Below are 23,024 nucleotides of genomic sequence, written 5' to 3'. Positions count from 1 at the left end.
GTATTTAGTGTTTCTGCATTCTGAGTGAGTTCGGCCGCGTCAGAGCTTCTTGGAACGCTTCCGATATGTCCCGCGATCCACGATGACTTGGAGCTTGGCCGCCGTCGGGCTGCGGTATTCCACAGGTGCCAGTTCTTTGAACCGAGCCATCTGATGGCGGGCGTCTTCCACACGTCCCAGCCGCATCAAGCTCTCAATGAGCGGCTTGATGAAGAACATGTTGGTGGCGCGGTCTGCCTTCATCTTGTGCAGCACCTCGCCGAACCGTCCCTGCTCCATGCGAAAGTTGGCCGCGAGGTATTGAAGCTCTTGGGCTTCCAGCGCCAACCGTGCGCGCAGCTCATCATTGCCCGCCTGCTTGACTGCCTCATAGCAAGGTTTGAGATTGCCGAGGGCTTCCCATCGGCGGTCCGAGTCTGGCCCGCCTGCGGGACGATGGATGTTGCTTTGATTGAGCAGCTTGTCCCAATGCGAGCACATCACGGCATCCACCAAGATCTGGCTGCCCCTCTCGTTCAGGTCACTCGCGGGGATCACCACGTGATATGAGCCACCCAGTTCTTCCCGCACGAACCACTCCCAAGCAAGCCCACCGTTGCGCTCCCATGCAGTGGCGCCACGTCCACGGCCGACAAAGAACGGCTCACCGTCATCCGTGACATGCAACCAGACGTGGAGCTCGTCCCTGCTCGGACCTGACATCCAGGCTGATCTGGACACACGTTCCCCTGCAGGAAACTGAGAACGCATGACCTTGGCCCAGCGGGCTTTGGCGTCGGCTTCCATCGCTCGTTCAAGTTGATCCTTAAACTCCCGATCCTTGCGCAAGATCTCTTCAATCGAGGGCAGTGGTCGGGTCTGCTTCACGCAGCGGTCGCCTGATTGTCACCCTGCCCCATCTTCATCCCGAAATGCTCGTCGTGCCCTGCCGCCACGAAGACCTTTTCGAGCTTGTCCAAGTAGTAGTCCAGATTGAACATGCTCCAATCCACACCCACCTGGTTGACGGCGTCTTTGTGGGAGCCCCGATTGAGATAGCGGGCCAATGGGACAAAGGTTCGGTCGGCGTTGGACATCTCCAAGAGGATGTCTTCGATCTGCTTGGTCTTCCCCGTGAACGCGAAGAAAGTTTCCAGAATGCAACGCATGGTGTTGGGGACAACCTGTTGCGGGACGTTTCCGTCCTTGGCGTCGCGGATCACCTGCCACAGGGCGTCATAGTCATTGGCGAAATCACGGGCGAGCAGCGGGACGACCTTGCTGTGTTCACCCTTGACAACTCGGAACAACTGGCAGTGGTTGGCCGCCTTGGCAAGGTCACGCACCGCCACCTGCCCAACCAGCTCATGCAAGAAGAATAGGCTGTGTGTGAGGACAATGATCTGCCGCACCTTGCGGCCGCCTGGCGGCTTGATCAGCTCAGCACAGATGATGGTGGCGATATCATAGACGTAATTGTGGGACAGGCTGGATATCGGGTCGTCAATGACCACGATGGTTTGCCCTTGCACCACGCGTTGCCCCCGCTCTGAGGCACCTTTCAGCAGCTCAATGAAGTAGAGGAATGAGATTAGCGTCTTCTCTCCCTCGCTGAGGGTGTGCGGATCACTTCCTTCATTGTTGGGCCGTTGCAAGCGATACAAATTGCTTTCGTTGTCTTTGAGCGCGATAGAAAATGACTGAATTCCCAAGGATTTCAGTCGGGCGTTGATGGCCTCTACTGACGCACCGACACCCTCTTGGTTCTGCCGCAGCTTCGTGAGCCGCGCGCCGAGTTCCTTTTGCTTGATGTCGGCAGCCATTTCCTTGGTCCAATTGTCACTCTTTCGCTTGGTCAGCGGCTCCAACATGGTGTGATAGGTCTTGTAGGCGCCTGCCCGATCACGACACATAACCTTCCAGAACATCTCCTTGATGGCCTGACGCTCGGCCTCTCTGTTTAGGATGCGTTCGTTGAACGTCTCAATCCGCGCATTCAAGGCAGTCAGCGCATCACGCAGCGGCATCAAGTGGAGAGCGTCAATCACAACCGCATCACTGGGACGTGCCAGCTTCGCTCTCATGCTGACAATGTTGGAGATGAGCCCCACGTGCACAACGTGCCATGCGCCCTTCAAACTGGTTTGTGTTGAGAGCGGTTCGTCCATCGCTGCTTTCACCTGCGCTTCCAGAACTTCGGCAGCTGCGACATATCTATCCACCTTGGCTTGCAAGCCGTCGATCTTGGTCTGACGATCCCCGTCGAGGAGCTTGGCCAACTCACCTGTGAAATCGGCGGGCAGACCTTCCTGACAGAACGGACACTGGTCGTCCCTCATGTATGGTCGTCCCGTGCCGACCCAATCGGCGTTTCCAAGCCTTTCAATCAGCGGTGCCAAGCGGCTGTCACCAGAGATTTCAATGGGCACCTTCCATACGGGATCAGACCCGATCGGCTCCAAGTCCCCCATGCTGAACTGAAAGGTGCTCTTCCGCTCCTCTGTCCCAGACACATCGCTGAGTCGCTGGGCCAGCACTTCCAGTGTATCGAGCACCTCCGTGTCGTCCGTCCTATACCGCCACAGGTCATCGAAGAACTTTTGTTTGCCACGCCCGTAGCCCGTGATGAACTCATCAAACGTGCCACCGTCGTGGTCTTGGTAGACCGTCCACACCTCCTCAAGGGCGGCCTTGCTGGCGGTGTCGATCAGTGGCTGCAACCGCAAATTGTCCTGCGTGATGGCCTCGCGCTCCGCGCCAATCTCGCCAAGTTGGCGCTCCTTGTCCTCGATTTCTCGCAGAACTGCGGTATCGAGCTCGCCCAGCGTGAAGATCCCTGGCATGCCCTCCGCTTCACCAATGACCCTCTGCACGAAATGGTGGTTGTAGACCATGTATCGGAAGGGTCCACCTTGCGTCGCTTCCACCTTGCAGTGCTGAAATCTCGCATCGCCACTGGCCCGACCATCAATGACCTCGCCGATGGCCGTCTTGCCGGCGCCATTGAGGCCGTAGATGAAAACGGGCTGCTGTTTGTCCACCGCGATGGGAATGGTCACCGCTTGCGTGGGATGAAAGCTCTTGTAGCCTTGAATGCTGATCGACTTGATCATGACCTTCCCCTTGGTCAGTTGTCCTTATGCCGCCAATCGATGCTCGTAGTAAGGATGGCGCTTGTAGTCCATGTCGATCCCGCATTGACGGACAAAGTTCTCGTACAACGACCACGCTTCCGTCGAAAAGCACATGGCTAATCCTCAGGCCCAGAGCCTTTTGCCAAACTGGTGAAGTTGAAACAGTGTCTCGGGACCACCGATGTCCTCATAATCGAAAAAACGCTCGTGCTTGTCGGTCAGGTCTACGTTCACGCCATCGAACGCATACGCCCTGCGGTATCGGGCTTGCGTGATGTTCCATCTTGGCTCGGAGATGTCATGTGCGAACGCATTGCGGATCTGATAGGTCAGCGCAACGAACTGATCGGTGTCGGTCGCGATGGGGTTAGGGAGGGTCAAGCCTGCTTCTTCGCGACTACGATTGAGCGTGATGGCGGCCGCGCCGAAGGCTATGCCCAAGTTGTTCGCAAGTGCGATGCGGAGGTCGTCGTCTGAATCCAGCACGCGGTCAGGAAGCACCAACATCATCCCGTCTTCCTTGAACGTCAGAGGGATGTCCAAGTCCTCTCGGTTGATCTTTCCGTCAAGGCCGTAGTTGTAGAGCTTCCAAGCGAACGCCAGCTGGCCAAACGCGGTTTCGAGGAACTTCATGGCCCCACCCCCATGGGAGATCAGCCCTAGCATATTCCATGATGGCTGCCTCCTGAATAGCCTGCGTGTATCATTGCGTCATGCCTACCGAAAAGCCCTCTGTTGATGACATCTGGAACAAGCTGATCACCTTCGTTTCCATCGACACGGACATATTGCAGTCAAAGGGTTTTCAGTTCGACAAAGGTGCACTCAACCAGCTGCCCAACCAGCTTCCCGACGATGTGCACTTGGTGTTTACCCAAGTAGTTCACGAGGAAGTGAAGAAGCACCGCCTCGACCTGGTGATTGCAGCCACGAGGGAATTGGCGAGTGCCTCCAAGTCGGTGCACCGCCAAACAGGTGTAGATCTGAGCGGGTTAACGAATGCAGTGGATGCGCTGAGTATCGTTCCTACCGCCGAAACCAAGTTCAAAAAGGAGCTTCACGACTACGCTGCCAGATGTGGCGGCAGCATCCTTCCTTGGTCCAGCGTCAATGGCGAGGAACTGTTCGAAGCCTACTTCGCGCAGAACCCTCCTTTTGAGGAAAGCAAGAAATCAGAGTTCCCCGATGCCGCAAGCTTGCAGATTCTCGAAAACTACGCGGAGAGCAACGAAACCTACGGCATTGTCATCTCAGGTGACGGCGGATGGGAGAGGTATGCAGCCCAGTCGGACAGGCTCTACTACTTCAAGAGCCTGGATGATCTCACCGCGCTTTTCGTGGCCACTGGCAAATCGGCCACAGAAGTTGAGTCGAAAATCAAGGAGCACCTTGCAAACCCTGATTCACCGATCAGCCGAGCTGTTTCCAAGGCGATGGCGACTCATGTCTCCGGGGCTGAATGGGATGCCTCTGGCTATGTTCCTGATCTTGGTGATCGTCTAGAGATGGAAGTTTTTGATGCAAGCATGACTTCAATGAAGTTTGGAGACAACATCGAGATCTGGCGCGAGAGCGATCAGGCCTGGGTGGTTGAGCTCGTTGCGTTCGTTGATGTCGCGATTGATGCCTCCGTCCTTGTGACCAAATGGGATTCTATCGATAGAGAAGAAATTGTTCTTGCGAGCGAAGCGACCCATTTCCCTCACAATATCGAGGTCACGGTCTACGTCCGCTTGAATGACGTTCGTCTAGACGTTGGTCCGGAGCAATGGGAGGTGGAAGTAGATATTGCCTCCCATGAGTACCATTTGGGCCACAGGGAATACTCTGTTTTCTGAGCTGCGCGCTCACAATGCCTGATATCTGGGGCGTCGTGACGTGGAGCTTCAAGCGGCGCCTATGACCACTGTTCCCATCACTCCTCAAGCATCCGTTATGTCGGACCGTGCATTGTCCGTTCACCTGTCGGCGCCGGATTCTAACGGGCTCACTGCGGAGATCGAGAAGCTCGCCACATAGTGCGAGATCATCTGCCTCGCCATTCCCTCCCTCGGCGCCTGACTCGCCTTTGAGACGAGCACGTACTATTCCTGATGAACACATCAGAACATTGCCGCAGATTCCTGAACTACTACGATGGAAATGAGCTCAGTTAGTAGTATGAAGATCATTCACTGCGACACCGCGGAGCAGCTGAAGCTAGCGATAGCCTCGTTCGGGTCTGACGCTCTGTTTAGAGGTCAAGTGGCTCACTACCAGCGTGCTGACGGCTCCCTATCTTTGCCTACTTCCTTCCAGCGGCATGGCTGTATTCCGCCGCTCATGTTGAAGTGGACGCACTACGCAAAGAAGGCGCTTGAGAGACATGTCGATGGCTGGTCAGATGCTGGAGATCCGGCCACAGATCAGGCCATCCTGCAGCACTATGGCTGGAGATCCTTCTTCGTCGATGCTACCGGGGACTCGCGTGTTGCGGCCTGGTTCGCAAGCCAAGAATTTGTTTCGCACAGAAGTGCAGAAATGGTGGAGGACTGTTTTGAGAATCCTGTTTATCTGCGATGCGATCAGGCAAGCTACAAAGAGTCCTCCGACTCAGGGCACATCTACGTCATTAGCAGAAGAAAACTTCGAGCAGCAGGATTAGAGGCTATACACCTTTCGGAGATTGCGACTAGGGACGGCGCGCCCAGGTACGTGCGTCAAGACGCTTACATGATTGGAAGTCTATATGACGGATATCTTGATCCAAGCTTGGTTGTAGCCCACATCTCTGCACCTGCGGATGTGCTGCGAGCTCACGCGGGCAGTATGAATACCGCGTGGCTTTTCCCTGAGCCCGAAGACGATCCAATCTTCTCGGAGCTCTTGGCGATGCCTTGGGAAAAGATCGGCACCATGGGTGGTGGAATCGATGCTTTTGCGCGTTCGCTCCCCATCCCGGAGTATCAGCCTCACTTGCGAAAGATCATGCCGCCGGAAAGCGCCTTTCATCGACCTTTCTGGATTTCTGATCTTTCGCCTCCACCCGGCCAGCAGGGGCAGCCACGCCGGCAAGTGCACATTAGGTGCGGTAGCGCCGCGTATCACGGGAGCGCTCCAGTTCCGAACTTGCTCCGTCAGATTATGCGACTTCTGGAAGAATCAGATGAGGTCATCATTGAGACAGATGCCCTTGTTTACCACGGGATGGGGACGACATACGGAAAAGGTATCGCCGTTATCAAGACGAGCGACGATTTGCTGGAGGTCTTTGAGTTTGGTGTCGATCATCCCGGACTGCGTCTTGAGAGGGCTGCTCGGTTCCCTGGGCTCTTCTATAGCGTGGATGTGAACGGTGTCTGGCATCGGAAAATACATGCTGAGGACTGCTCTTGTGGAGACCCACATGAAGGAAACTTGCGTATCCTGGGGATAGTCAATGAATTGCTCGAGGACGGCAGTATCAGGCTAAGCGAACCTGGTCTCTACTTGGATCCTAGTCTGGTGATCGAAACCGATCCTGCCGTGACTAAGTCTTGGGAAGAACGACGGCTGCAGTGATACGCAGTGCGATGCCTCAAGTACTGCTCCTGCCAGGGCGGCCACCCGTGCCTGCACGCTGCGGCGGCATGAGCCTATACTCCATTCTTGGCAGAAGCGATATCCAGTAGGTTGATCTGCCCAATCTTGTCTTCATGAATGACGATTGTGAGTTTCGCTGGATACTTGAACCTCATCTCGCTGATTCGGAATGTCCATAGCATGATCTTAAGAAGGTCCTCTTCATTTATCAGCTTATGGCCCTTAATCCGAGTGATGCCAGAGCCAAAGATGGTGGTTGATACATTCTTTTGGGCATACACCCTATTCACCCTATCCCAGAAATTGATCAGAAATTCGAGATACTCAGGCATCGTTAGGCTTGCTTGATTGTTATCGTCAAATCGGGCGAAGGCAGCGAGAAGGAAGTCGTTGTATACACAGATGGTGCCGAGCCGGTATCGAGTAGTCTTTCCGGATGTCCTAGTCACATTTGTTTCAAGTACATCACCATCATCAAATTTGTAGTTTTCGATGTGCGCATCTAGCGTTTCCGGAGGCTCCTTAAGTTTTGAAGTAATCAGTTTTCCGTTGAGCGATTCTTCACTGATGAGGACGTTGTCCACCTGAGTGTCGAAGTACTCATTGAATGCGATCGCTTTCAAGCCTCGCTGCTTAAAAATGTCGCCAGTCTTGATGCTGACTGTACTCCCTTCGACATCAATACTTATTTCTCTAAGTCGGTTCGCTTGAATCCAGATGACTAGGTGTATGGATAGGAGAGCCAGCAAGAACAATGCGCCCGCATAGATCTTGCGCTCTGGCGGAATGTCTACGAACAGCAATGCAATCGAAAGTGAAGTTGAGAGTCCGGCGATAATTTTCACTGATCTCTTAACGGCGTTCTTGTCGAGAAACTGTACTTTCACCTCATCTCCTCCAGGTCGCTTCGTACAAGCTAGCCTTATGGCTCAAGGGTTGTAGTAATAGGCTATTGACTTTCCTTTGGTGGCGAGCATGAAGTCTGGATCCTTGAGCGCATTTGAAATGTTTTGCTTGAGCAGTGGGACATGCATTGTCGGCACTTTATGCATCGAGGTTTTGAAGATCGGCACACGGTCCCATAGAGCCTTGATCGATGGAGAGAAGGTTGTCCCGCTGCGCAAGTCCGCGAGAGAGTTGAAATCCGGATAGACAACAATCACAGGCAAGCTCTCAGTATTGATCCCGTAGTCAATCTCCTCGGTAAGCGCTCTTGAAGATTTGGTGTGGTTACTTAGGAAGAGAACGATGTTCTTCGAAGCTCTTAGGCGCTCGCGGAGCCTAGGTTTCAGGGTAGCTTCCCAATCACTCCCGTCGCGCACGCTGTACGTCTTGTCGTGCGAGTCGTTAAATGGAAAGCTTGCGTCCGCTCCTTTCCACATCCTTAGTTGGTTGTAGTGAAGGAAGTCGGGCGTGGCATGGGCTTTCAATCCCGAAGTGCTGAAGGGTTCAGCGACATAGAAAGCTGCGTAATTTCCGTTTCTGTATGACATGGTCTTCTCGACTGGTAGTTGAGGCTCAATCGACGTCGATGCGCGGTTGCGTCATCGATTGGCGCTTGGCCTTGGTGGCTCGTCGAATCGAGGATTTGAGTGAGTTGAGTCCACAAGTTCTGGAGCGTTTCCGTCATGGGGGCATCTGAGCTTGGAGAACTTTGGCTCCTTGTTGGCGGAACTGGCCACGATCACCCATTCATCAGAGATCCTCTTGACCCTCTCGCCCTCCCCCGTCGCACAACTGTCGTTCGGGTAACTGTCCAAGATCATCGCGGCGTGCTTTGCGGACCACTCCAGAAGCTTCGCATATGCCGGCTCACTTTCCTTCCATGCGAAAGAGAAAAGAAATGATGCTGCCGCGAAGGCGAAGATGCGTGTGAACAAGTCGCGGGTAAGTGCATCAGATTGATCTTTCTCAGAAGTCACGATGCGAACAACCGCAAGAACAAGCATCAATGGAAATCCAAGAAGGGAGATTAGCGCTGCAAGAAACGCAATCACATAGATGCTTGCTAGCGGAGCAAGCATGCCCACCGTATACGGGTAGCTGTCTGGCGCCTGGCCTGTGGCCGCATTGACGGCATTAGCTGACATGCCAAGCGCCATCGGAACAACTGCGGCGGATACAATTACGCCGGTCAGCTTGCCCCAGGGCTTCTCCCAACAGCGTACTGCTAGCAGGTATGCCTCCACGACGAGTGCTGCACTAAGAAAAATTGCGCCAGCAACTCCGACCGCCTGCGCTATGAAGTGCAATCCGAAGAGAATTAGCGGTACGCACATGAATACGAATGCTAGTCCTGCTAGATAGACCTGGCTTAAAGGGGCGGCTTGTCTCCAATAGCCGTTTACCTTCAATGCCATGCCGATGACGCTCGAACACATTTTTCTGCTGGGCTCCATCCCGTCTCCTTGAATGCCTGTGTATCAGGGAAGCCCACATCATGTCGGGCTCTCACAACTCTTGATACGAACCAGTGCTTATGGCGCGATTGCCACGCCCAGCGCATTGAGTGTTGGCGTTGTCATCGTTCCAGTCGCCGGAAGTCCGTGAGCCGATTGAAACGAGGCTAGAGCTGCTTTCGTTTGCATGCCCATGACGCCGTCAATGGCGCCAGGGTCGTACCCGCGCGCATAGAGGGCTGCCTGCACCCGCATGATCATCATTTGCAGTTGGTCGGAGCTGGGGCGAGGCGTCAGGCTTTGTTTCGTCCTCTGCGCCGGTTCGAGCGTCAAGGGTTGCGAACTGCTGTTCGAAGAGCTCGAACTACCAGAGCTGCTGCTTCCGTTGAAGGACGATCGGGGTGTCGACTGATAGGTTGTAGGGGGTGGCGGAGGCGGTGGCGTATAGGTCGGCGCACGATAGGTGCCTCCACTTCCGGAGTAGTGCGAGCTATGTGACCGATGAGAACTGTGCGATCGGTGCGAGCTATGTGAACGATGCCGCGCGTACATGTTGAACTGCTCGTGGTTCAAAGGTGCCGTGAGCGTGGTGGTGAACTTGCTCTCATTGAGAGCAAGTTCGGTGAGCCCACTAGCCTGCCACCCTTGATCCGCCAGCCCGCCCACTGGACTGCCGCCATTGATGATGGCCGTAGCGAACGCGAGAGTCTTGCTCATCAGGCTGGCTCCAGTTGATTGATCGGTGCAACGCCACGGCTAAGCCAGTCTGGCGTCACCCAAGAAAAGAATCCCCCACAGCGCTGGCGCACCTGGCAGGGTTGGCATTCCGGGCGGTAGTTCTGCTTCCAATGGGAGATGCTTTGGCGTGAGAAGGACCAAAGCTCGCGAGAAAGCGTGCACAGTGGGAGGTTGTAGATTGAGACGGCGATGTTGCGCGAACTAAGGAACTGCACGGAATCCGAGAGCGCTGGGCCCATATCGATGGGGTCCATCCAAAGTGACTGATGGTGTGCCTTGGCAAAACCAATGGGCTCCACGCCCATCAGCGCGACATGCTCGGCGAACGGCAGGTTTCTGTAGATGAAACGGGCAATGCTTTCCAGGCGCTGCACGGCGTCCTTGACAAGCACGATGCGAATTTCGATCCGCTGCTTGGCTTGCTCCATTGCGTACAGGCCTCGCAAAGTCTGTGCGAAAGCACCTTGGCGTTGGACGATGTAGTCGTGCAGCAACGGAGTGTCGCCGTAGAGCGGGATGCCCCAAGTGAGCGACTCATGCAAGCCCGTGAAGCGACGGGCATAACCACCCTCCCCCGCCAAACGTCCATTCGAGAGAACATGGACGTGGGTCTGAGGCAGCGCGGCCTGGCAGTGGGCGATGACCTCGACCAGTCCGTCTCCCAGTAGCATCGGTTCCCCGCCGCTAACGGCGAGAGAACGTTCATCCTTGTCGATCAGGTCGATCAAGGCATGGAGTTGCTCAAGCCGCCAGTAATCGTCAATCACCCGTGGCGGCTGGGAACACATGAGGCAGTAGCTGTTGCACTGCTCCGTCGCGAACAGCACGTTGCCGTTGTCGCCGCGGCGATAACGCAATGCAGCACGGCTTGCAGAGGGCTGCAGTTCCAATACATCCCCGGGCGAGGTCCAGTCCTGGTCCGTCTCGCACCGCATCCACGGCCGATCAGGCGGCACACGGTCAGCCTCGTCTACCATGAAGCCTGCCCAAGGCAACGCGATCAGTGAGTCAATGTCAGCAGTGGGAGCGTGGCGAAGATCCAGCAGCATCCGCTCCAGGGGGTACAGTCCGGCGGCAAATTCCTGCAGCCCGGCAACCTTGTAGTAGCCATGCTCAAGCCCAGAGAAGGTTGCTTTGGCTTGTTGAGGGTGCATCAGTGGACCGGCTCCATCACAGGCGCGATCTGCCTTGCGCCAATGGCCCAGCCCTCCAGGATGCGCCGCTCCGCCGGCGGAGCGTTTTCAATGCGCTCCAGCAGCAGATCGAACATGCCCATTTGCTTTGTGCAGAAGTCCGAGGTGGGTCGGTGGCCGACGACCTCGCCCTGACGCGCGAAGTGATCGACCGGATCGGCGCCGCACAGCGGGACGTAGGCACAGTCCGAGCAACCCGGCAGTGCCTCGGCCACGCCCCCGGCTTGTAGTTCCTGCATCGCCGGCGAAGCAAGCCACTCGTGCACGGGCTGGTCCAGCGTTCCGAGGCAAAACCTGTCCTCGCCCTGAGCCGCGAGCATGCGCGCTTCATCCGAGGGGTAGACGCGACCATCGTAGTCATACACCACTGCTCCCACGCCGGCTCCCATAGGCGAGCGCAGATCCACATAGCCATGACTGAAGGGGGTCAGTAGCTGAGTCAGCAGCAGGCTGGCGTGCGTCTCCTCCAGGGCAAAGCCGTCCTGGTTGACCTGGATGATCGTGTCGAGGGCGCGCCTGTAGAACGCCAGGAAGTCGCGCATGGTGTAGCCGATACGGCCGGCAGTCTTGCGCGCGAAACCGTACGGGCTAAGCGGCCGCAGCGAAATGCTGTGAAACCCTTGTTGCCGGTACTCGTCGATGATGGCTTCGGGGGCAGTCAGGCTTTTGGCTGTCAACGTCGTCAGGGCCGACACACAGTCGTGTCCCAACGCCGCTCGTGCTTTGTGGATGCCCGCGATCGTGCGCTCATAACTATCGCGCGTGGGCGTGGGACGATTGGCGTTATGCAGCCAAGCGGGACCATCGAGCGAGGTGGATAGCTCAAAGCCATGAGTTCCGAAGAACTCCAGTTCGGTGTCGGTGATACCGTGCAACGTGGATGCGATGACAAAACGCAGCGCCCTGCCCTCACTACGGTTTCGCGCTTGGATCAACTCCGTCAGCGCTTTGACCTGCTTGAAATTCAGCAATGGCTCGCCGCCCTGGAACTCGATGGTCAGGGTGGGCGATGGCCACTGGAACAGGCGCTCGACCAGTTGAGCGTTGAGGGTCTCCTGCAAATCGAACTGGCGCTTCAGCGTGTCCTGCCGGGAAACCTGACAATAGCTGCAGGAGTGATGGCAACGCAGGGACACCACAATGATATGCAGTGCCGGCCCTCCTTCCAGATAGCCCTTGCGCGTCCGCAGCTGTGAGAGCAGTGGCGAGAGGGTCAACGTGTCAAGCGGCCCGGCGACGATATGCCGGGCCTGGAGGTCTTGCATCAGCGCCGAGTCGACGGGTAGATCTCCGTTGAGCAGTTGTACGAGCTCTTCGTGCCGGCAAGTCAACCAGTCACCGGCAGCAGAACTGACGAACACCCGGGCTGGATCCCAGGGCAGGCGCCGGAATCGAAGGGGCAGCAACCGATACGCAGACGCGCTACCAACAAAGGCGGAGGCAGGCTGAAACTTCACGTGGAGGCATCACCCACGGACACTGCACGCTCAATCGCCGCGCGCATGAGCAGGTGCTGCAGGTCGCCGGTCTGAAGCGCGATCTGCTGGCGCAACCGATCGTCGCAGGCGTCCGTCTGGAAGCGCTCTGCCAGCTGGTTTGTGTCGATGTCAGGCGTGCGCGGCATCAGAGTGATGCGATGCGCAGTCGTCGCGCGCTCAACCTGCACGTAGTAGTCGCCGGTATACCGGTAGACCGTGCGTGCAATGACGTCCGCTGAAAAGAACTCGGCGTCGAGCTCCAGCTCGATGCTTTCCATGGCCCCACCCCCGTGTGCCCTGATCGTATGCTGCGCCGGTGCAAGGGCTGAGTTCAAGTCCTCAAGAGGGCGTGCTGACGAACGACGCGCTAGTAAATGCATGTACTTGCGCGCGCTACTTTCGCTTTGTCTTCCGTGCTGCCGCAGTCGCGACGGCAGGCTTTGGCGTCCGCCCTGCTCTGGCCGCCGGTTGCGATGCGCGTACCGCCTGTAACGTGTTCGCCCGCGCCTCGGCGGCCGCGGTCGCGACACTGGCCACGCGGAGCCGCTCCTGCAGGTCGGCCTGGGCGCTGGTCATCCGCTCAATCGCCTTGTCTCGCTGGACAACGATTGCGGCCTGGCGCGCCGCTTCTTGGCGGGCGCGATCCACCTCTTGCAGCCAACGATCTTCGGCGGCGCGATGAGCTTGCTCGCGCTCGGTGCGTGCCAAGTTAGCGGCCGCGGCCGCTTCCTGGGCGGCCGCCTGTGCTGCCAGGAGCTGCCCCAACAGGCCTTCCCGCTCGGCGTCCACCTGCGCATGTTGGCGCTGAAGCTCATCCAGATGTCGGCCCAGCGCCTGCAAGTGGGCCTCCAAGTCGCTTACTCCCCGCTGCGCGAGATCGCGCGCGTGGATCAAGGCGGCGCGCTCCGCGGCCCAGGCTAGACGCTCACTGGCAATCTGCGTCTCGCTCGCGCTCAGGGCATCGGTGCGTGCCTGCAGGGCGGCGTGGGCATCGGCCAAGGCTTGCGAGGCAACGGTGTGCGCGTGGGTGACCGCCACCTCCCACCACTGCTGCGCTAGGGCGGCGACATCGGCCGGTGGATTCCCGGCAGCCAGTCCCGGCGCCCCCGCCCGCAGGCGTTCGTCCAAGCGCTGCCACCACGTTTCGAGCCAGCGCGTAACCGTGTTCGGCGAGCCGGTGCCGAGATGAGCGCGGATGCGTTCGATGGTTGGGCGCTCGCCTTGCGCCACCAGTGCATCAGCGGCCTGGTGGACGTCGGTTTCGGAAATGCCCTTGGGCATTGGGGTCTCCTGCATCTGGCGGGGGGCATTCTCGGCTGCTACCTTCGATAATTGAAAGTTATCGTTGGTATCGATCCAGAAACGTTCATATCACTAAATAGTACATATGAAAAAGAACGATTTGCGGCCGCTGGTCGACCTTCCGACGCTGGATCCGCATGTGCTGGCGCGGGAAGCCGCCACCGCCGCTCGGGAGCTGCTGGCCGAGGCGGCCGCGGCCAATACCACCCGTAGCTACGCCGCCGCGCTGCGCTACTGGAGCGGCTGGGGCCAGGGCCGCTACGGGCGTGCTCTGCCCTGGCCGGTGCCCGAACCGGTGGTGATCCAGTTCCTGGTCGATCACCTGACCCGGCGGACCGCCCGCGGCCAGGTCTGCGACCTGCCACCGGGACTGGATGCCGCCTTGGTCGCGGCCGGCCTCAAGCAGCGCCTGGGGCCGCTGAGCCGCAATACCGTCGTGCACCGGCTGGCGGTGCTGTCCAAGATCCACCAGCTGCGCGAGCAGCCCAATCCGTGCGCCACCCCGGCCGTCAAAGCACTGGCAACGGCCGCGCGGCGGGCCGCGGCCAAGCGCGGTGAGCGGCCACGGCAGAAGACCGCCCTGCCCCGCCCTGCGCTCGAGGCGCTGTTGGCCACCTGCGATGACTCGTTGATCGGTCGGCGCGATCGCGCCCTGTTGAGCTTCGGCTTTGCCAGTGGCGGCCGCCGCCGTAGCGAGATCGCCGCGGCCGATTTGGCCGACCTGCAGCGATTACCGGAAAGCGGCTTTATCTACCGACTGCTCCACAGCAAGACCCAGCAAGAAGGACCGGCCGCCGGCGCCACGCCGGACAAGCCGATCCTGGGCGTGGCCGCCCTGGCCCTGGAGACCTGGCTGCAGGCGGCCGGGCATGTCACTGGGCCGATCTTTCGGCGGGTTTGGGGCGCGACACGTTTAGGCGAGGGTCTTTCGCCCGCGGCGGTGGCCGCGATCGTCCAACGTCGGGCGCAGTTGGCGGGTTTGGAGGGTGACTTCGGTGGGCACAGCCTGCGCTCGGGCTTTGTGACCGAAGGCGCCCGTCAGGGTATCTCCCTTCCCGCGTTGATGGCGATGACCGACCATCGGGCGGTAGCCAGTGTGATCAGCTACTTCCAGGCAGGTGCCGCACCGGAGCATCCGGCTGCGCGCTTGTTGGATGGGTCATAGCGCGTCGCGCGGTGCGCTGGTTCTGGACCTCCAACAGTTGCGTGCCTCGCCTAGCCTTCTTTCTCCAGTTGTCCGCGCGCCACTCGCCATTTCACTTCCGCTTCCGGCGTAACCCTCAGATCCAGAACGCTGCGATAGATACGCTCAGCGTTCTCTTGCTGACCCGCATTCAATAAAACGTTCCCTTCCAAGGTAAGGCCGGCACGCTTGAGCCCCGGAATCGACTGCATGTTGCGAGTGAGATTCGCGGTGTCCGCCACGCGTACATCGCGGGTCGGCCAGCTGTCTTGGAGGTCGTACTTAATAGGAGAAGGCCTTGGCCCGGGGCCATCGGTAAGCACGAAGACAGACTCGGTTCCTGCCTTGGCCGCTACCGCTTCGCTCAGCGACCGCACCGCGGAAGAGCGGACCAAATCAGGACTCTCTTGCTTCGCTTTTAGTAGTGCCCTGTCCGCGTATGTCGACCAGGACTGATTGGTCATCGCCTCAGCAACATAGACCCATCGCGAAGCTTGTGTGGCTCCCACGTCAAGACGCTTCAAGGTCCGCTCTGCGAGTTCGACCACGAACAGAGGTTGATACTCCTCAGGTATGGCCAACACCCTGGCCTTGATGTCAGGTAGCGCTAGCGCCTTATCCAAGTCAGACAAGATCTCGGTCTGTATGAAGGCAGCCCTCTGTTCCAATGCGGGAGGGCTAGGAATTTGCACTTGAACGATGCGATCTGGTCGGCCAGGGGTATCGAGTTCGAACTCGACTTTGTCGACCCATTCCCCCCTTACCAAAAGCTCCAAGACCAACTCCTCCGTGTCGCCTCCGTCCACGAACATGGGGTCGTCGACCGGGGTGATGAGGAGCTTGTCTGATGAAGGCTTTCCTACTACCACACGTGCCCGCAGCGCCCCTGGGTTGAACAATCTTGCGGTGTTGCGCAATTTGATGGGGTCTCGCATTTTGAAGACAAGCCTGTCGCCTTCTGGCGTGAAGTCCAAGGTCTCAATGCGCGCCTTTCGATCGGTGCCCAGTACTTCTTTCAGCTTGTTGCCAAGCAGGCGGACGGGATAGTCGTCTACATGGGTCGGCTTAGTGATAGTGATGTGATTTCTCTGCTCCATCCCGTGACTGACACCGGTGCAGTAACGTGTCCCACTGGACTGGGAAACCACTTCAAAGCCATAGACCGTGGTCTTCTCGTAAGCACAGACAAGCTCTGGCCGCTTGTTCTTCGGAAGATTTGTCCACGCATAGTCAAGGCTATTGATGAACTCATTGGCGTTTCTTGGGACCATCTGCTTCAGCGCCGGATTCTTCAGGATCTGTTTGCCGATCGAGGCGAGCTGTGACCCTTCCTGCGGTGTCCCATACATCACTACCAATGGCACCCGCTCTGTCCACTCGGGCTGCACGGACAAGGCCGTCATGATGACCAGGCCGCCCATGCTGTGGCCAACTAGAACGACGGTGTCATACTCCCACACCCCCTCTTCTTCCATGAAGAGCGAGAACTTTTTGGCCGCCTCCTGAATAGTGAAAGAGCCACCTTTGAACACCTCTGAGGTGTACCCGAAGGCATAGATGTCCACCTTGTCGCCGACCTCGGGATACTGTCGAATCAGATTGAAGAATGTTTTTCCGTCAGCCGCTGTCCACGTGCCACGCGTGGTGCCGAAAATGCCATGCACGAAGACGATCGCTGCGGGCTTGCGAGCCGCTTTGTCATAGGGAAGCACCCAGCCGGACCGTTCGGTGTTGTTCGCCGCCTGCCTGACTTCTTCAATCTGGCTATGTGCTCCATTGCAGCCAGTACCAACGAGGATCATCAGGACAACTACGAGCCATGTGCGCATGGTTACCCTCCAGTATCGATTCAAGGGAACAAATGAGCTGCAAGGTCTATGAGGTAACTAGCATCCATTGGGCAGACACAGCACCTCGACGGGCTGGGCAGCTGGGTCCGAAGTGATGATGATTGCCCCACTCTGGTGAGTGTTGTACTCGCCAAGTTCTGAGGCTTCTGTGTCGTAAGTACCCCCAGTCATGCCGCACGCCAGGCCGTGACTATCAGCAGGCACTAGTTGATCAATCGCTCTGTATGTCTCGACCACATTGCATCGCGGGTGACCATAGGATGCACCCGAGGGGTAGACCACGTACTGCGGGAGCGTGGCGTTCGCCCAGCGCTCATTATTGCTCCCGTGGCTGTCGGCTCCATGATGCGAGGCAACTAGCACCGTCGAGTAGAGGTAGTCTCCGGGAAAGTTGGCGACTGCCGCGTCCTGACTTACCCCTGTCGCATCACCGGGGAAAAGTGCGCGGAAGTCCCCATAGTCGATCGAGAGCATCAGGCTGTGGTCATTCTTGGTGGTGCCATTGTTGACGCCGACAACGTACGTGTTGGCAACTCCACAAGAGAGACCCGCGACCGCGTAGCCGTCGTTGTGCCAGTTGACCGGAAACGGCTCCATGACGCGAGGACTGCTCGCGGTGCCAAGATCCCTCACTTGATTCGCCCAATCCAGGAACGAGGCTGGGTAGTCGCCATGGTGGCCTCCCATCCACAGTGAATGTACTTGGGTTGCGGGGATCGCTCCAGGGATGAACTTGTAGTGATCGGCGTCGGGGTGCGACACAACGACATTCACCTGTCGTCCTTTCAAGATGCCCTGGATGTAGGACGAAACGGCGTCCTGCGTCCAGTCAATGCCTGCAACGACCCTGGTACTCCCGCAGTCCACCAGCATGGGAACTCCGTCGCGGCCCGGGCATTCCACGAGCTGGCATACGCCCGCGCCTACCGGAAGGAAGTGGATACGCAGATCGTTCTCGCCTTTGGGAGGAGGAAGGACGATGTCTGCAAGCGGCCGTCTTGCGCCGCGAAACTGCAGACGAGATCGCTCACTCTTTCTAACCAACGTCCGCTGACTTTCAAGTTGGGACAGGCCCTTCTCCCTGAGTATCAGCGCCAGGTCAGGAGCAGCAGTATCGTCAAGGAACGATTCGCCAGTAGCTGTCGCACGCTCGACGCCGGCGCCCTCCTTCTTAACCTGGGATTGGGCCTGTTCCTCGGCGACATCACCTGCCGGTGGGCGCACGCTCGCGCAGCTGGCGAGTGTGATTGCGGCCGTTAAGACCGTAAAATGGAGTAGACCGCGCGTGGCCACAGTATGCCTCCTTTCGAACAGGGATCGCAGATGTCCGGACTAGTCCAGTTGCGGCACAATTAGTACGTCACACCGATGCCGAACAATGTCTCGTCAATGTCATCGAAACTGATCTTTTTGGCGCCGTATCGGTGAACCAGCGTCACGAAAGTTCCTTTGGACAAGCTGTAGGTAGCACTAGCCTCAAGCAGTCCCCTGTCCCAGCGGTGCGTCAAATCCCAGGTATGGAGATAGCTGATACCGAAGCTCAGCTTGGGAAAGCGTTGCGGCGTGGTGGCCAGCGAGAATGAAGGCGCCACGCGCGCGAATCCGCCATCGCTTTCTCGCTTCTCCAGCGCCTCATTACCCGCCGCATCAATAACATTGCCAACCTGCAACGAGACGCTGGGCTGCCAGGCGATATCCCATGTGCGGCCACTACGATAGCCGGCACCCAGCATCTCTGAGCTAGGTATGAACGTGTAATGAGCAGCATAGGCCTTTCGCCTGAATCCGCGATCTGTGTTCCATTCGAATCCAAAGATACTTTCCGCGTCGTCGAACAGTTCTCCGGGAACGTCTTTTGTCAGGAGGCTGTACGAGTATCCGAATGTGATGCTGCTCTTGATCCGATCATCTTTCGTACTGCTATCAATGTCGGTGAACACGGTCTGTTGTACGGGTAGACCACTGCCCCATTTGTACTCGATCTTGCCGAGAACCGTTAGCCCGCTATCCTCGCCTTCCCGATCATTCCTGTAGGACACCAGGAAGGGAACTTTTTCGTTCAACTTTGCTGTGGAAGGATCTGCGTTGTCGACGAGCTTTCGTCCTACAGAGAGTCCGCTTGGCCCAGGTTCGTCCTTCTCGACAATCTCCAGGACAGCGCTCGGATGGGCTCGAAGGATCACGTGATAGTCGCCCCCCCGGATCGCGCCGGACTCGGTAACCAGGCGCGAATCCTGCTTCTCAGCGGCATCAACGAGTTCGATTGCGAGTTTTAGTTCGGCGCGCTCTCGCTGGACTTTCGTCTTCCCGCCGAACTCGCGGATTACGCCCAAATCTTCTGCAGCACACCGCCCGAGATCGGCAAGGGATACCTCAGGTTGTTCATCAACCTTTTTGCAATCAAAGGGCCCAGCCGTTGCTTGTGCCGCAAGCATGACTATTGACGTAAGTGCCAGTGAAGTCATGGCGAAGTCCCCACTTCCTTGAACGAAAGTTGGACCGCCCACCACACATGGATCACGGTTCTTATTTTTCCTTTGCTCCAGATCTCTGAGAATGCAATCTCATCGAATATCGGAGCGTACTTCTCCTCGAAAGCCTCCCACAGCATTAGGCCCAGTAACCGCTTCTTTCCCGGCCTTAGCTTCTCGAGATCATCGTCGTTTTTCAGATCATCTACTGGCTTTCTGCACCACTCGTGCAGAACCAGGAGGGTTTCCTCGATTACTTGCTCATAGCTGGGAATATGACTTGCCATGCCCCCCTCCCGCATCGGATCATTCGTCAGCAAGAATGTCGCGTCGCTTCCGGTGCCACATGGAAGCCCCCTAGCCCCTCTACGCCTGTTTCAACGGCTCGGTGAGTCGGGTAAGGACATGTAAGCGTATTTACTATCTACTATGTAATTGAAGTTCTCAGGCTCGCAGATTGCGCGTCGTGACCTATGCCTCATAAGCCTCGGCTAGGTAACAAGTAGATAGTCTGGAAGAACAGCGCAGGCGCTAAGCCTGCGCGTTCAGTACGGTCGCGGCGTCCGCTCCATCTATTTCGTTCCTGACAGAGGCGTTACCAAACTGTCCGGCGAGACGGCGGGCTAGCTCCTACGCTTTCTCCTTCTCATCGAGCTTCAACAGAACATCGACTTGGGTCTGTTTTGGCGCCCAGGAGCGCAAGGTTTCATTGCCGGCTTCCAAGCCCTTACCTAGCACCGGTGGCGCGCTCTTGTGGGTGGCCGGATCCTTGGCATCGAGGTCGGTGATGATCAGCGTAGTCAGACCCAATGTTTCCACCAGCCCTTTGAAGCGATGGGCGTGGCTGCCGCCCACCTCGAGCCAGGTGATGTAGCAGCTGCGCAGATACAAGAAAGCGTCTTGTTGCTCGACAAAATGGGGCACCAGAATGCGCTCGGCGCTGCCCTCGATGAATACCGCGGCGTCGGCAAAGAACAGATCGCAGTGGGTGGCCTTGAGATAGCGCGCGACGAACTTGGCGGTCTGGTCGGGCTTGCCAAACACGGAGGAAAGGTTGACGACACAGGCAATGGGCGTCTTGCGTGCTGGCGTGGGCGGCAGTCGGCGGAAGTAGCGCAGCGCCGCAAAGTCGCACGCATGGGCAACGTGGCTGGAGTGCGTGCTCACGACCAGCTGGGTAGAGAACTCGGTCGAGGCACCCAGCGCGGGATCGTTGCGCAGCACCTCATAGGCGTGCCGGATAAAGACCTGCTGGACCTGGGCATGCAGGTAAGCCTCGGGCTCTTCCACCAGCATCAGGTGAAGTGGCGGTGGCGGCGGCACGTCGTCGCCGGTGCCGGCCTTGCCAACGCGCATCCACGCATCCCGGTGGCTCATCAGATTGAAGACCATCGAGACCAGGTTTTGATATCCCAAGCCATTGGAGTCTTCCGGCAAGCGGTGCATGAGCTCGCCAGCTGCGGCTGGAATCTCATACTGGATCGCCGAGTCGTGGCTCAGACCGTCCTGCAGCTTGAGCTTGCTGGCGATCTTCAGTTTCGGATCCGAGATCCCGGGATAGCCCAGCTTCTGCAGTTCCAGCAAGGCTTTGTCGAAAGCTTCGGAAAGACGGTCGTCGAAGGCCTTGCGCGCCTTTTCCAGCGCCTCCATGGCCTTGATGTCGGACAACTCGGGCGTGTCGCGCCAGTCCAGGTGCTTGTCGTAATAGCTGCGTAGCTGCGTTGACAGGCGCCCTGCACTCTTGGCATCCGCACTGGCCTCTTCGCGTGGGGAGCGCCCGCCGGGCGCGCCGAAGCCCCGCTGTGCGCTGATCTCGTCGATCTGGATCAGCCCATCAAGCGGGTTGCCTTCCACCGGCTCCATCCCCTCCGGCAGCGCCTGCATCTGTGCCAGGTCTTCCTTTGGATCCACGAGCTTGGCCGGATCCAGCAGATAGGCCTTGACCTTGAAAAACTGCCGCAACCGTCGCTCCAGGAAATCGATGAGGTTGCGGGGCCAGAGTTCCAGTTCCAGCGGGTCCGCCTTCCCTTTTCCTGCCTCCATCACCGCCGCAGCGATCGCGGTGGCTTTGCCTCGCGCGGCGATGTATTCCTGCTGGAATTTGACCGGGTCATCCGGCTCGTAGCGCAAGCGCACGCCCAGGGAGCCGGATGTCCAGTCCAGGGTCGGCAAGAGCTTCTGGACGTAGTGCATCTCCCCCTTGCCCGCCTGTAGCCAGACATCCAGCTGGGGCAGGAAAGCCATCAGATCGGGGGGCGGCAGGTCCTGGTTGGCGGCGATCGCCTCCTCCCAGACCAGGCCTTGTGCATTCAGTGCTTGCCAGTGAGCCAGCGACAGGTCATTGATGGAAAACCCCCGTGGATCCACGAGGAAGCGTCGCAGCGCGGTCATGGCTGAGGTCTTGCCGCTACTGTTCGCGCCCACCAGCACGGTCTTCTCTGGCGCAAACTCGATTCGGGCCGCCAGCAGCTTTCGGAAATTGCCTATCTCAACCAAGGTGATGTGCATCTACCTACTCCTTCAGGTGGCCAGCAAGCTCGGTGCGCGTGGTTCACGCGTGACCAGAAGCCTGCGGCAGTGGCGCTACGTGCGTCCAGTCATCGGCCAAGCACACCGCCTCCTGGTCCACAAATTTCCGATGCCTGCGTATGGCAGGCAGCAGTACCTCATCGCTATAGGGGCAGCCGCTGCGCTCCGGATCCAGTTGGCCCGCCTTCGCGCTCTCCTCCGGCTCATGCCCCTGCCCGGTCTCAAGCAACGCCAGCAATCTGGTATAGCCCGGCTTCCAGGCTTGGATGGAGGGCATCACCCGGCGCAATTCCCGAAGAATGGTAATGCCAGCAAAATCCAGATCTCCCCAGAAAGCGGCTTCGCATACGCCTTGGTTGACCTGTTCCAGGCCCTGGTGCAATTGCGCCGAGGTCAGGTGGTCAGTTTCAACCTCACCGAACCAACGCACGGCACCTTTTGTCAGCAGGCGGCTCGAACTGCCCTTGAAGCCGGCGGCATAGAGGATCCACCAGGTATCCGGCAGCGGCACCTCTCCCAAGCACGCCGCATCGAAGGCATCCAGGTTCTCCACGAACAAGATCCCATCCGGCGTCGGTACCGTCGCGCGCACATGCATCAGCAGAGTGCGTCTGGGCCACACCTCCCCGTCTTGGCCCTCTAGGGCCCTGAGCAGGTCATCGCGTTGGTCCAACACCTTGGACAGGCCCCAGAACGCCTTGGCTGACACCACCCGTCTGCGGACTGCCCGGCCGAAAGTGGCATGGGCGGAAAGCAGGCGGGACAGGATGTCTTGAGGATCTCGCCTTCCTATCAGCAGCGGCCTGACCAGCAGCGCCTGCCGCAGGGTATCGGTCAGGCCAGCGCGAGCACTTACCGCAGCCCGCCACTGCCTGTTCGCGCTGGGCTCGGGAAAGGGGTGACCCAACCACTCACGCAGGCGCTCTTCGCCTAACGACGTCAGGCTGATGGCCGGTTCGTCGCGCCAAGGAGCGTCCGCATGCCGATGTTTGACCCGCACGACGATCAGCGTCGCCTGCTCCAAATCCAACAAACGCTTCCAGCTGAATGCCTTGGCCTCACCGCCAATGGCGCCAAACCAGACCGGACAAGTCTCCTGGTCAAGCCGGATGCGTGGTGGCCTGATCCGCGGTGGCGCCCGCAGATCGGCCCGTTTGAGCAGCGCCTGCAGGACCGCATCCACCAGCGGCTCCTCGAGAAACCCAGG

At 58.3% G+C, this 23,024-nt stretch carries 20 protein-coding genes; 3 read left to right on the top strand and 17 right to left on the bottom strand.

What is annotated here, in order from left to right:
* Nucleotides 1-39 precede the first annotated feature (39 nt).
* The 3 genes from IB223_RS14675 to IB223_RS14665 all read right to left on the bottom strand — a co-directional run bounded on the left by IB223_RS14675 (nucleotide 40) and on the right by IB223_RS14665 (nucleotide 3,746).
* Nucleotides 40-867: a hypothetical protein gene (locus tag IB223_RS14675; protein ID WP_192202523.1), complete on the bottom strand. Its 828-nt coding sequence runs from the start codon at nucleotides 865-867 to the stop codon at nucleotides 40-42.
* A complete protein-coding gene (locus tag IB223_RS14670; protein ID WP_192202522.1) occupies nucleotides 864-3,092 on the bottom strand; it encodes an AAA family ATPase in 2,229 nt (742 codons plus the stop codon). The genes IB223_RS14675 and IB223_RS14670 overlap by 4 nt, the downstream gene beginning before the upstream one ends.
* 144 nt (nucleotides 3,093-3,236) lie before the next feature.
* Complete coding sequence (locus IB223_RS14665) at nucleotides 3,237-3,746, bottom strand: hypothetical protein (protein ID WP_192202521.1); 510 nt, start codon at nucleotides 3,744-3,746, stop codon at nucleotides 3,237-3,239.
* 80 nt (nucleotides 3,747-3,826) lie between these two features.
* On the opposite strand from IB223_RS14665, the gene IB223_RS14660 reads away from it, so the two are divergent.
* The gene (locus tag IB223_RS14660; RefSeq protein WP_192202520.1) at nucleotides 3,827-4,951 is read left to right on the top strand and encodes a PIN domain-containing protein; all 1,125 of its coding nucleotides are present in this window, start codon (nucleotides 3,827-3,829) and stop codon (nucleotides 4,949-4,951) included.
* Between the two features lie 322 nt (nucleotides 4,952-5,273).
* Nucleotides 5,274-6,653 carry a hypothetical protein gene (locus IB223_RS14655; RefSeq protein ID WP_192202519.1) on the top strand — a complete coding sequence of 460 codons (1,380 nt, stop codon included), beginning with the start codon at nucleotides 5,274-5,276 and terminating at the stop codon, nucleotides 6,651-6,653.
* A gap of 74 nt (nucleotides 6,654-6,727) precedes the next feature.
* Here the strand turns inward: IB223_RS14655 and IB223_RS14645 are convergent, their stop codons facing one another.
* From IB223_RS14645 to IB223_RS14610, 8 genes are all read right to left on the bottom strand, one after another.
* Entirely contained in the window at nucleotides 6,728-7,561 is an 834-nt protein-coding gene (locus tag IB223_RS14645; RefSeq protein ID WP_192202518.1) for a macro domain-containing protein, read from the bottom strand.
* 42 nt (nucleotides 7,562-7,603) lie between these two features.
* On the bottom strand, nucleotides 7,604-8,167 hold the full coding sequence (locus IB223_RS14640; protein ID WP_192202517.1) for a TIR domain-containing protein: 564 nt from the start codon (nucleotides 8,165-8,167) through the stop codon (nucleotides 7,604-7,606).
* A gap of 51 nt (nucleotides 8,168-8,218) precedes the next feature.
* Nucleotides 8,219-9,073 carry a hypothetical protein gene (locus tag IB223_RS14635; RefSeq protein WP_192202516.1) on the bottom strand — a complete coding sequence of 285 codons (855 nt, stop codon included), beginning with the start codon at nucleotides 9,071-9,073 and terminating at the stop codon, nucleotides 8,219-8,221.
* Between the two features lie 78 nt (nucleotides 9,074-9,151).
* A complete protein-coding gene (hxsA, locus tag IB223_RS14630; RefSeq protein ID WP_192202515.1) occupies nucleotides 9,152-9,790 on the bottom strand; it encodes a His-Xaa-Ser repeat protein HxsA in 639 nt (212 codons plus the stop codon).
* Nucleotides 9,790-10,965: a His-Xaa-Ser system radical SAM maturase HxsC gene (gene hxsC, locus IB223_RS14625; protein ID WP_192202514.1), complete on the bottom strand. Its 1,176-nt coding sequence runs from the start codon at nucleotides 10,963-10,965 to the stop codon at nucleotides 9,790-9,792. The genes hxsA and hxsC overlap by 1 nt, the downstream gene beginning before the upstream one ends.
* Nucleotides 10,965-12,461 (bottom strand): His-Xaa-Ser system radical SAM maturase HxsB, encoded by a 1,497-nt coding sequence (hxsB, locus tag IB223_RS14620; RefSeq protein ID WP_192202513.1) that lies wholly within the window; start codon nucleotides 12,459-12,461, stop codon nucleotides 10,965-10,967. Before hxsB ends, hxsC begins: the two co-directional genes overlap by 1 nt.
* Nucleotides 12,458-12,760, bottom strand: coding sequence for a His-Xaa-Ser system protein HxsD (gene hxsD / locus IB223_RS14615; RefSeq protein WP_192202512.1), 303 nt, complete (start codon nucleotides 12,758-12,760; stop codon nucleotides 12,458-12,460). Before hxsD ends, hxsB begins: the two co-directional genes overlap by 4 nt.
* A 115-nt stretch (nucleotides 12,761-12,875) precedes the next feature.
* Nucleotides 12,876-13,763, bottom strand: coding sequence for a DNA-binding protein (locus IB223_RS14610; RefSeq protein WP_192202511.1), 888 nt, complete (start codon nucleotides 13,761-13,763; stop codon nucleotides 12,876-12,878).
* Between the two features lie 106 nt (nucleotides 13,764-13,869).
* Between IB223_RS14610 and IB223_RS14605 the strand changes: the two genes are divergently transcribed.
* Nucleotides 13,870-14,949, top strand: coding sequence for a site-specific integrase (locus IB223_RS14605; RefSeq protein ID WP_192202510.1), 1,080 nt, complete (start codon nucleotides 13,870-13,872; stop codon nucleotides 14,947-14,949).
* Between the two features lie 50 nt (nucleotides 14,950-14,999).
* Here IB223_RS14605 and IB223_RS14600 read toward each other — a convergent pair whose 3' ends face one another.
* From IB223_RS14600 to IB223_RS19030, 6 genes are all read right to left on the bottom strand, one after another.
* Nucleotides 15,000-16,796 carry an alpha/beta hydrolase gene (locus IB223_RS14600; protein WP_192202509.1) on the bottom strand — a complete coding sequence of 599 codons (1,797 nt, stop codon included), beginning with the start codon at nucleotides 16,794-16,796 and terminating at the stop codon, nucleotides 15,000-15,002.
* Between the two features lie 57 nt (nucleotides 16,797-16,853).
* A complete protein-coding gene (locus tag IB223_RS14595; RefSeq protein ID WP_192202508.1) occupies nucleotides 16,854-18,110 on the bottom strand; it encodes a hypothetical protein in 1,257 nt (418 codons plus the stop codon).
* Between the two features lie 59 nt (nucleotides 18,111-18,169).
* Entirely contained in the window at nucleotides 18,170-19,282 is a 1,113-nt protein-coding gene (locus IB223_RS14590; protein WP_192202507.1) for a hypothetical protein, read from the bottom strand.
* Nucleotides 19,279-19,575, bottom strand: coding sequence for a hypothetical protein (locus tag IB223_RS14585; RefSeq protein WP_192202506.1), 297 nt, complete (start codon nucleotides 19,573-19,575; stop codon nucleotides 19,279-19,281). The genes IB223_RS14590 and IB223_RS14585 overlap by 4 nt, the downstream gene beginning before the upstream one ends.
* 343 nt (nucleotides 19,576-19,918) lie before the next feature.
* The gene (locus IB223_RS14580; RefSeq protein ID WP_192202505.1) at nucleotides 19,919-21,796 is read right to left on the bottom strand and encodes an AAA family ATPase; all 1,878 of its coding nucleotides are present in this window, start codon (nucleotides 21,794-21,796) and stop codon (nucleotides 19,919-19,921) included.
* Nucleotides 21,797-21,839: 43 nt separating this feature from the next.
* A complete protein-coding gene (locus IB223_RS19030; RefSeq protein ID WP_192202504.1) occupies nucleotides 21,840-23,000 on the bottom strand; it encodes a Wadjet anti-phage system protein JetD domain-containing protein in 1,161 nt (386 codons plus the stop codon).
* Between the last annotated feature and the right edge of the window lie 24 nt (nucleotides 23,001-23,024).

The sequence above is a fragment of the Pseudoxanthomonas sp. PXM03 genome (genome assembly GCF_014852005.1).
Lineage (GTDB): Bacteria > Pseudomonadota > Gammaproteobacteria > Xanthomonadales > Xanthomonadaceae > Pseudoxanthomonas_A.
The sequence above is the reverse complement of the archived record's forward strand: the minus strand, read 5'-3'. Positions and strand labels throughout refer to the sequence as shown.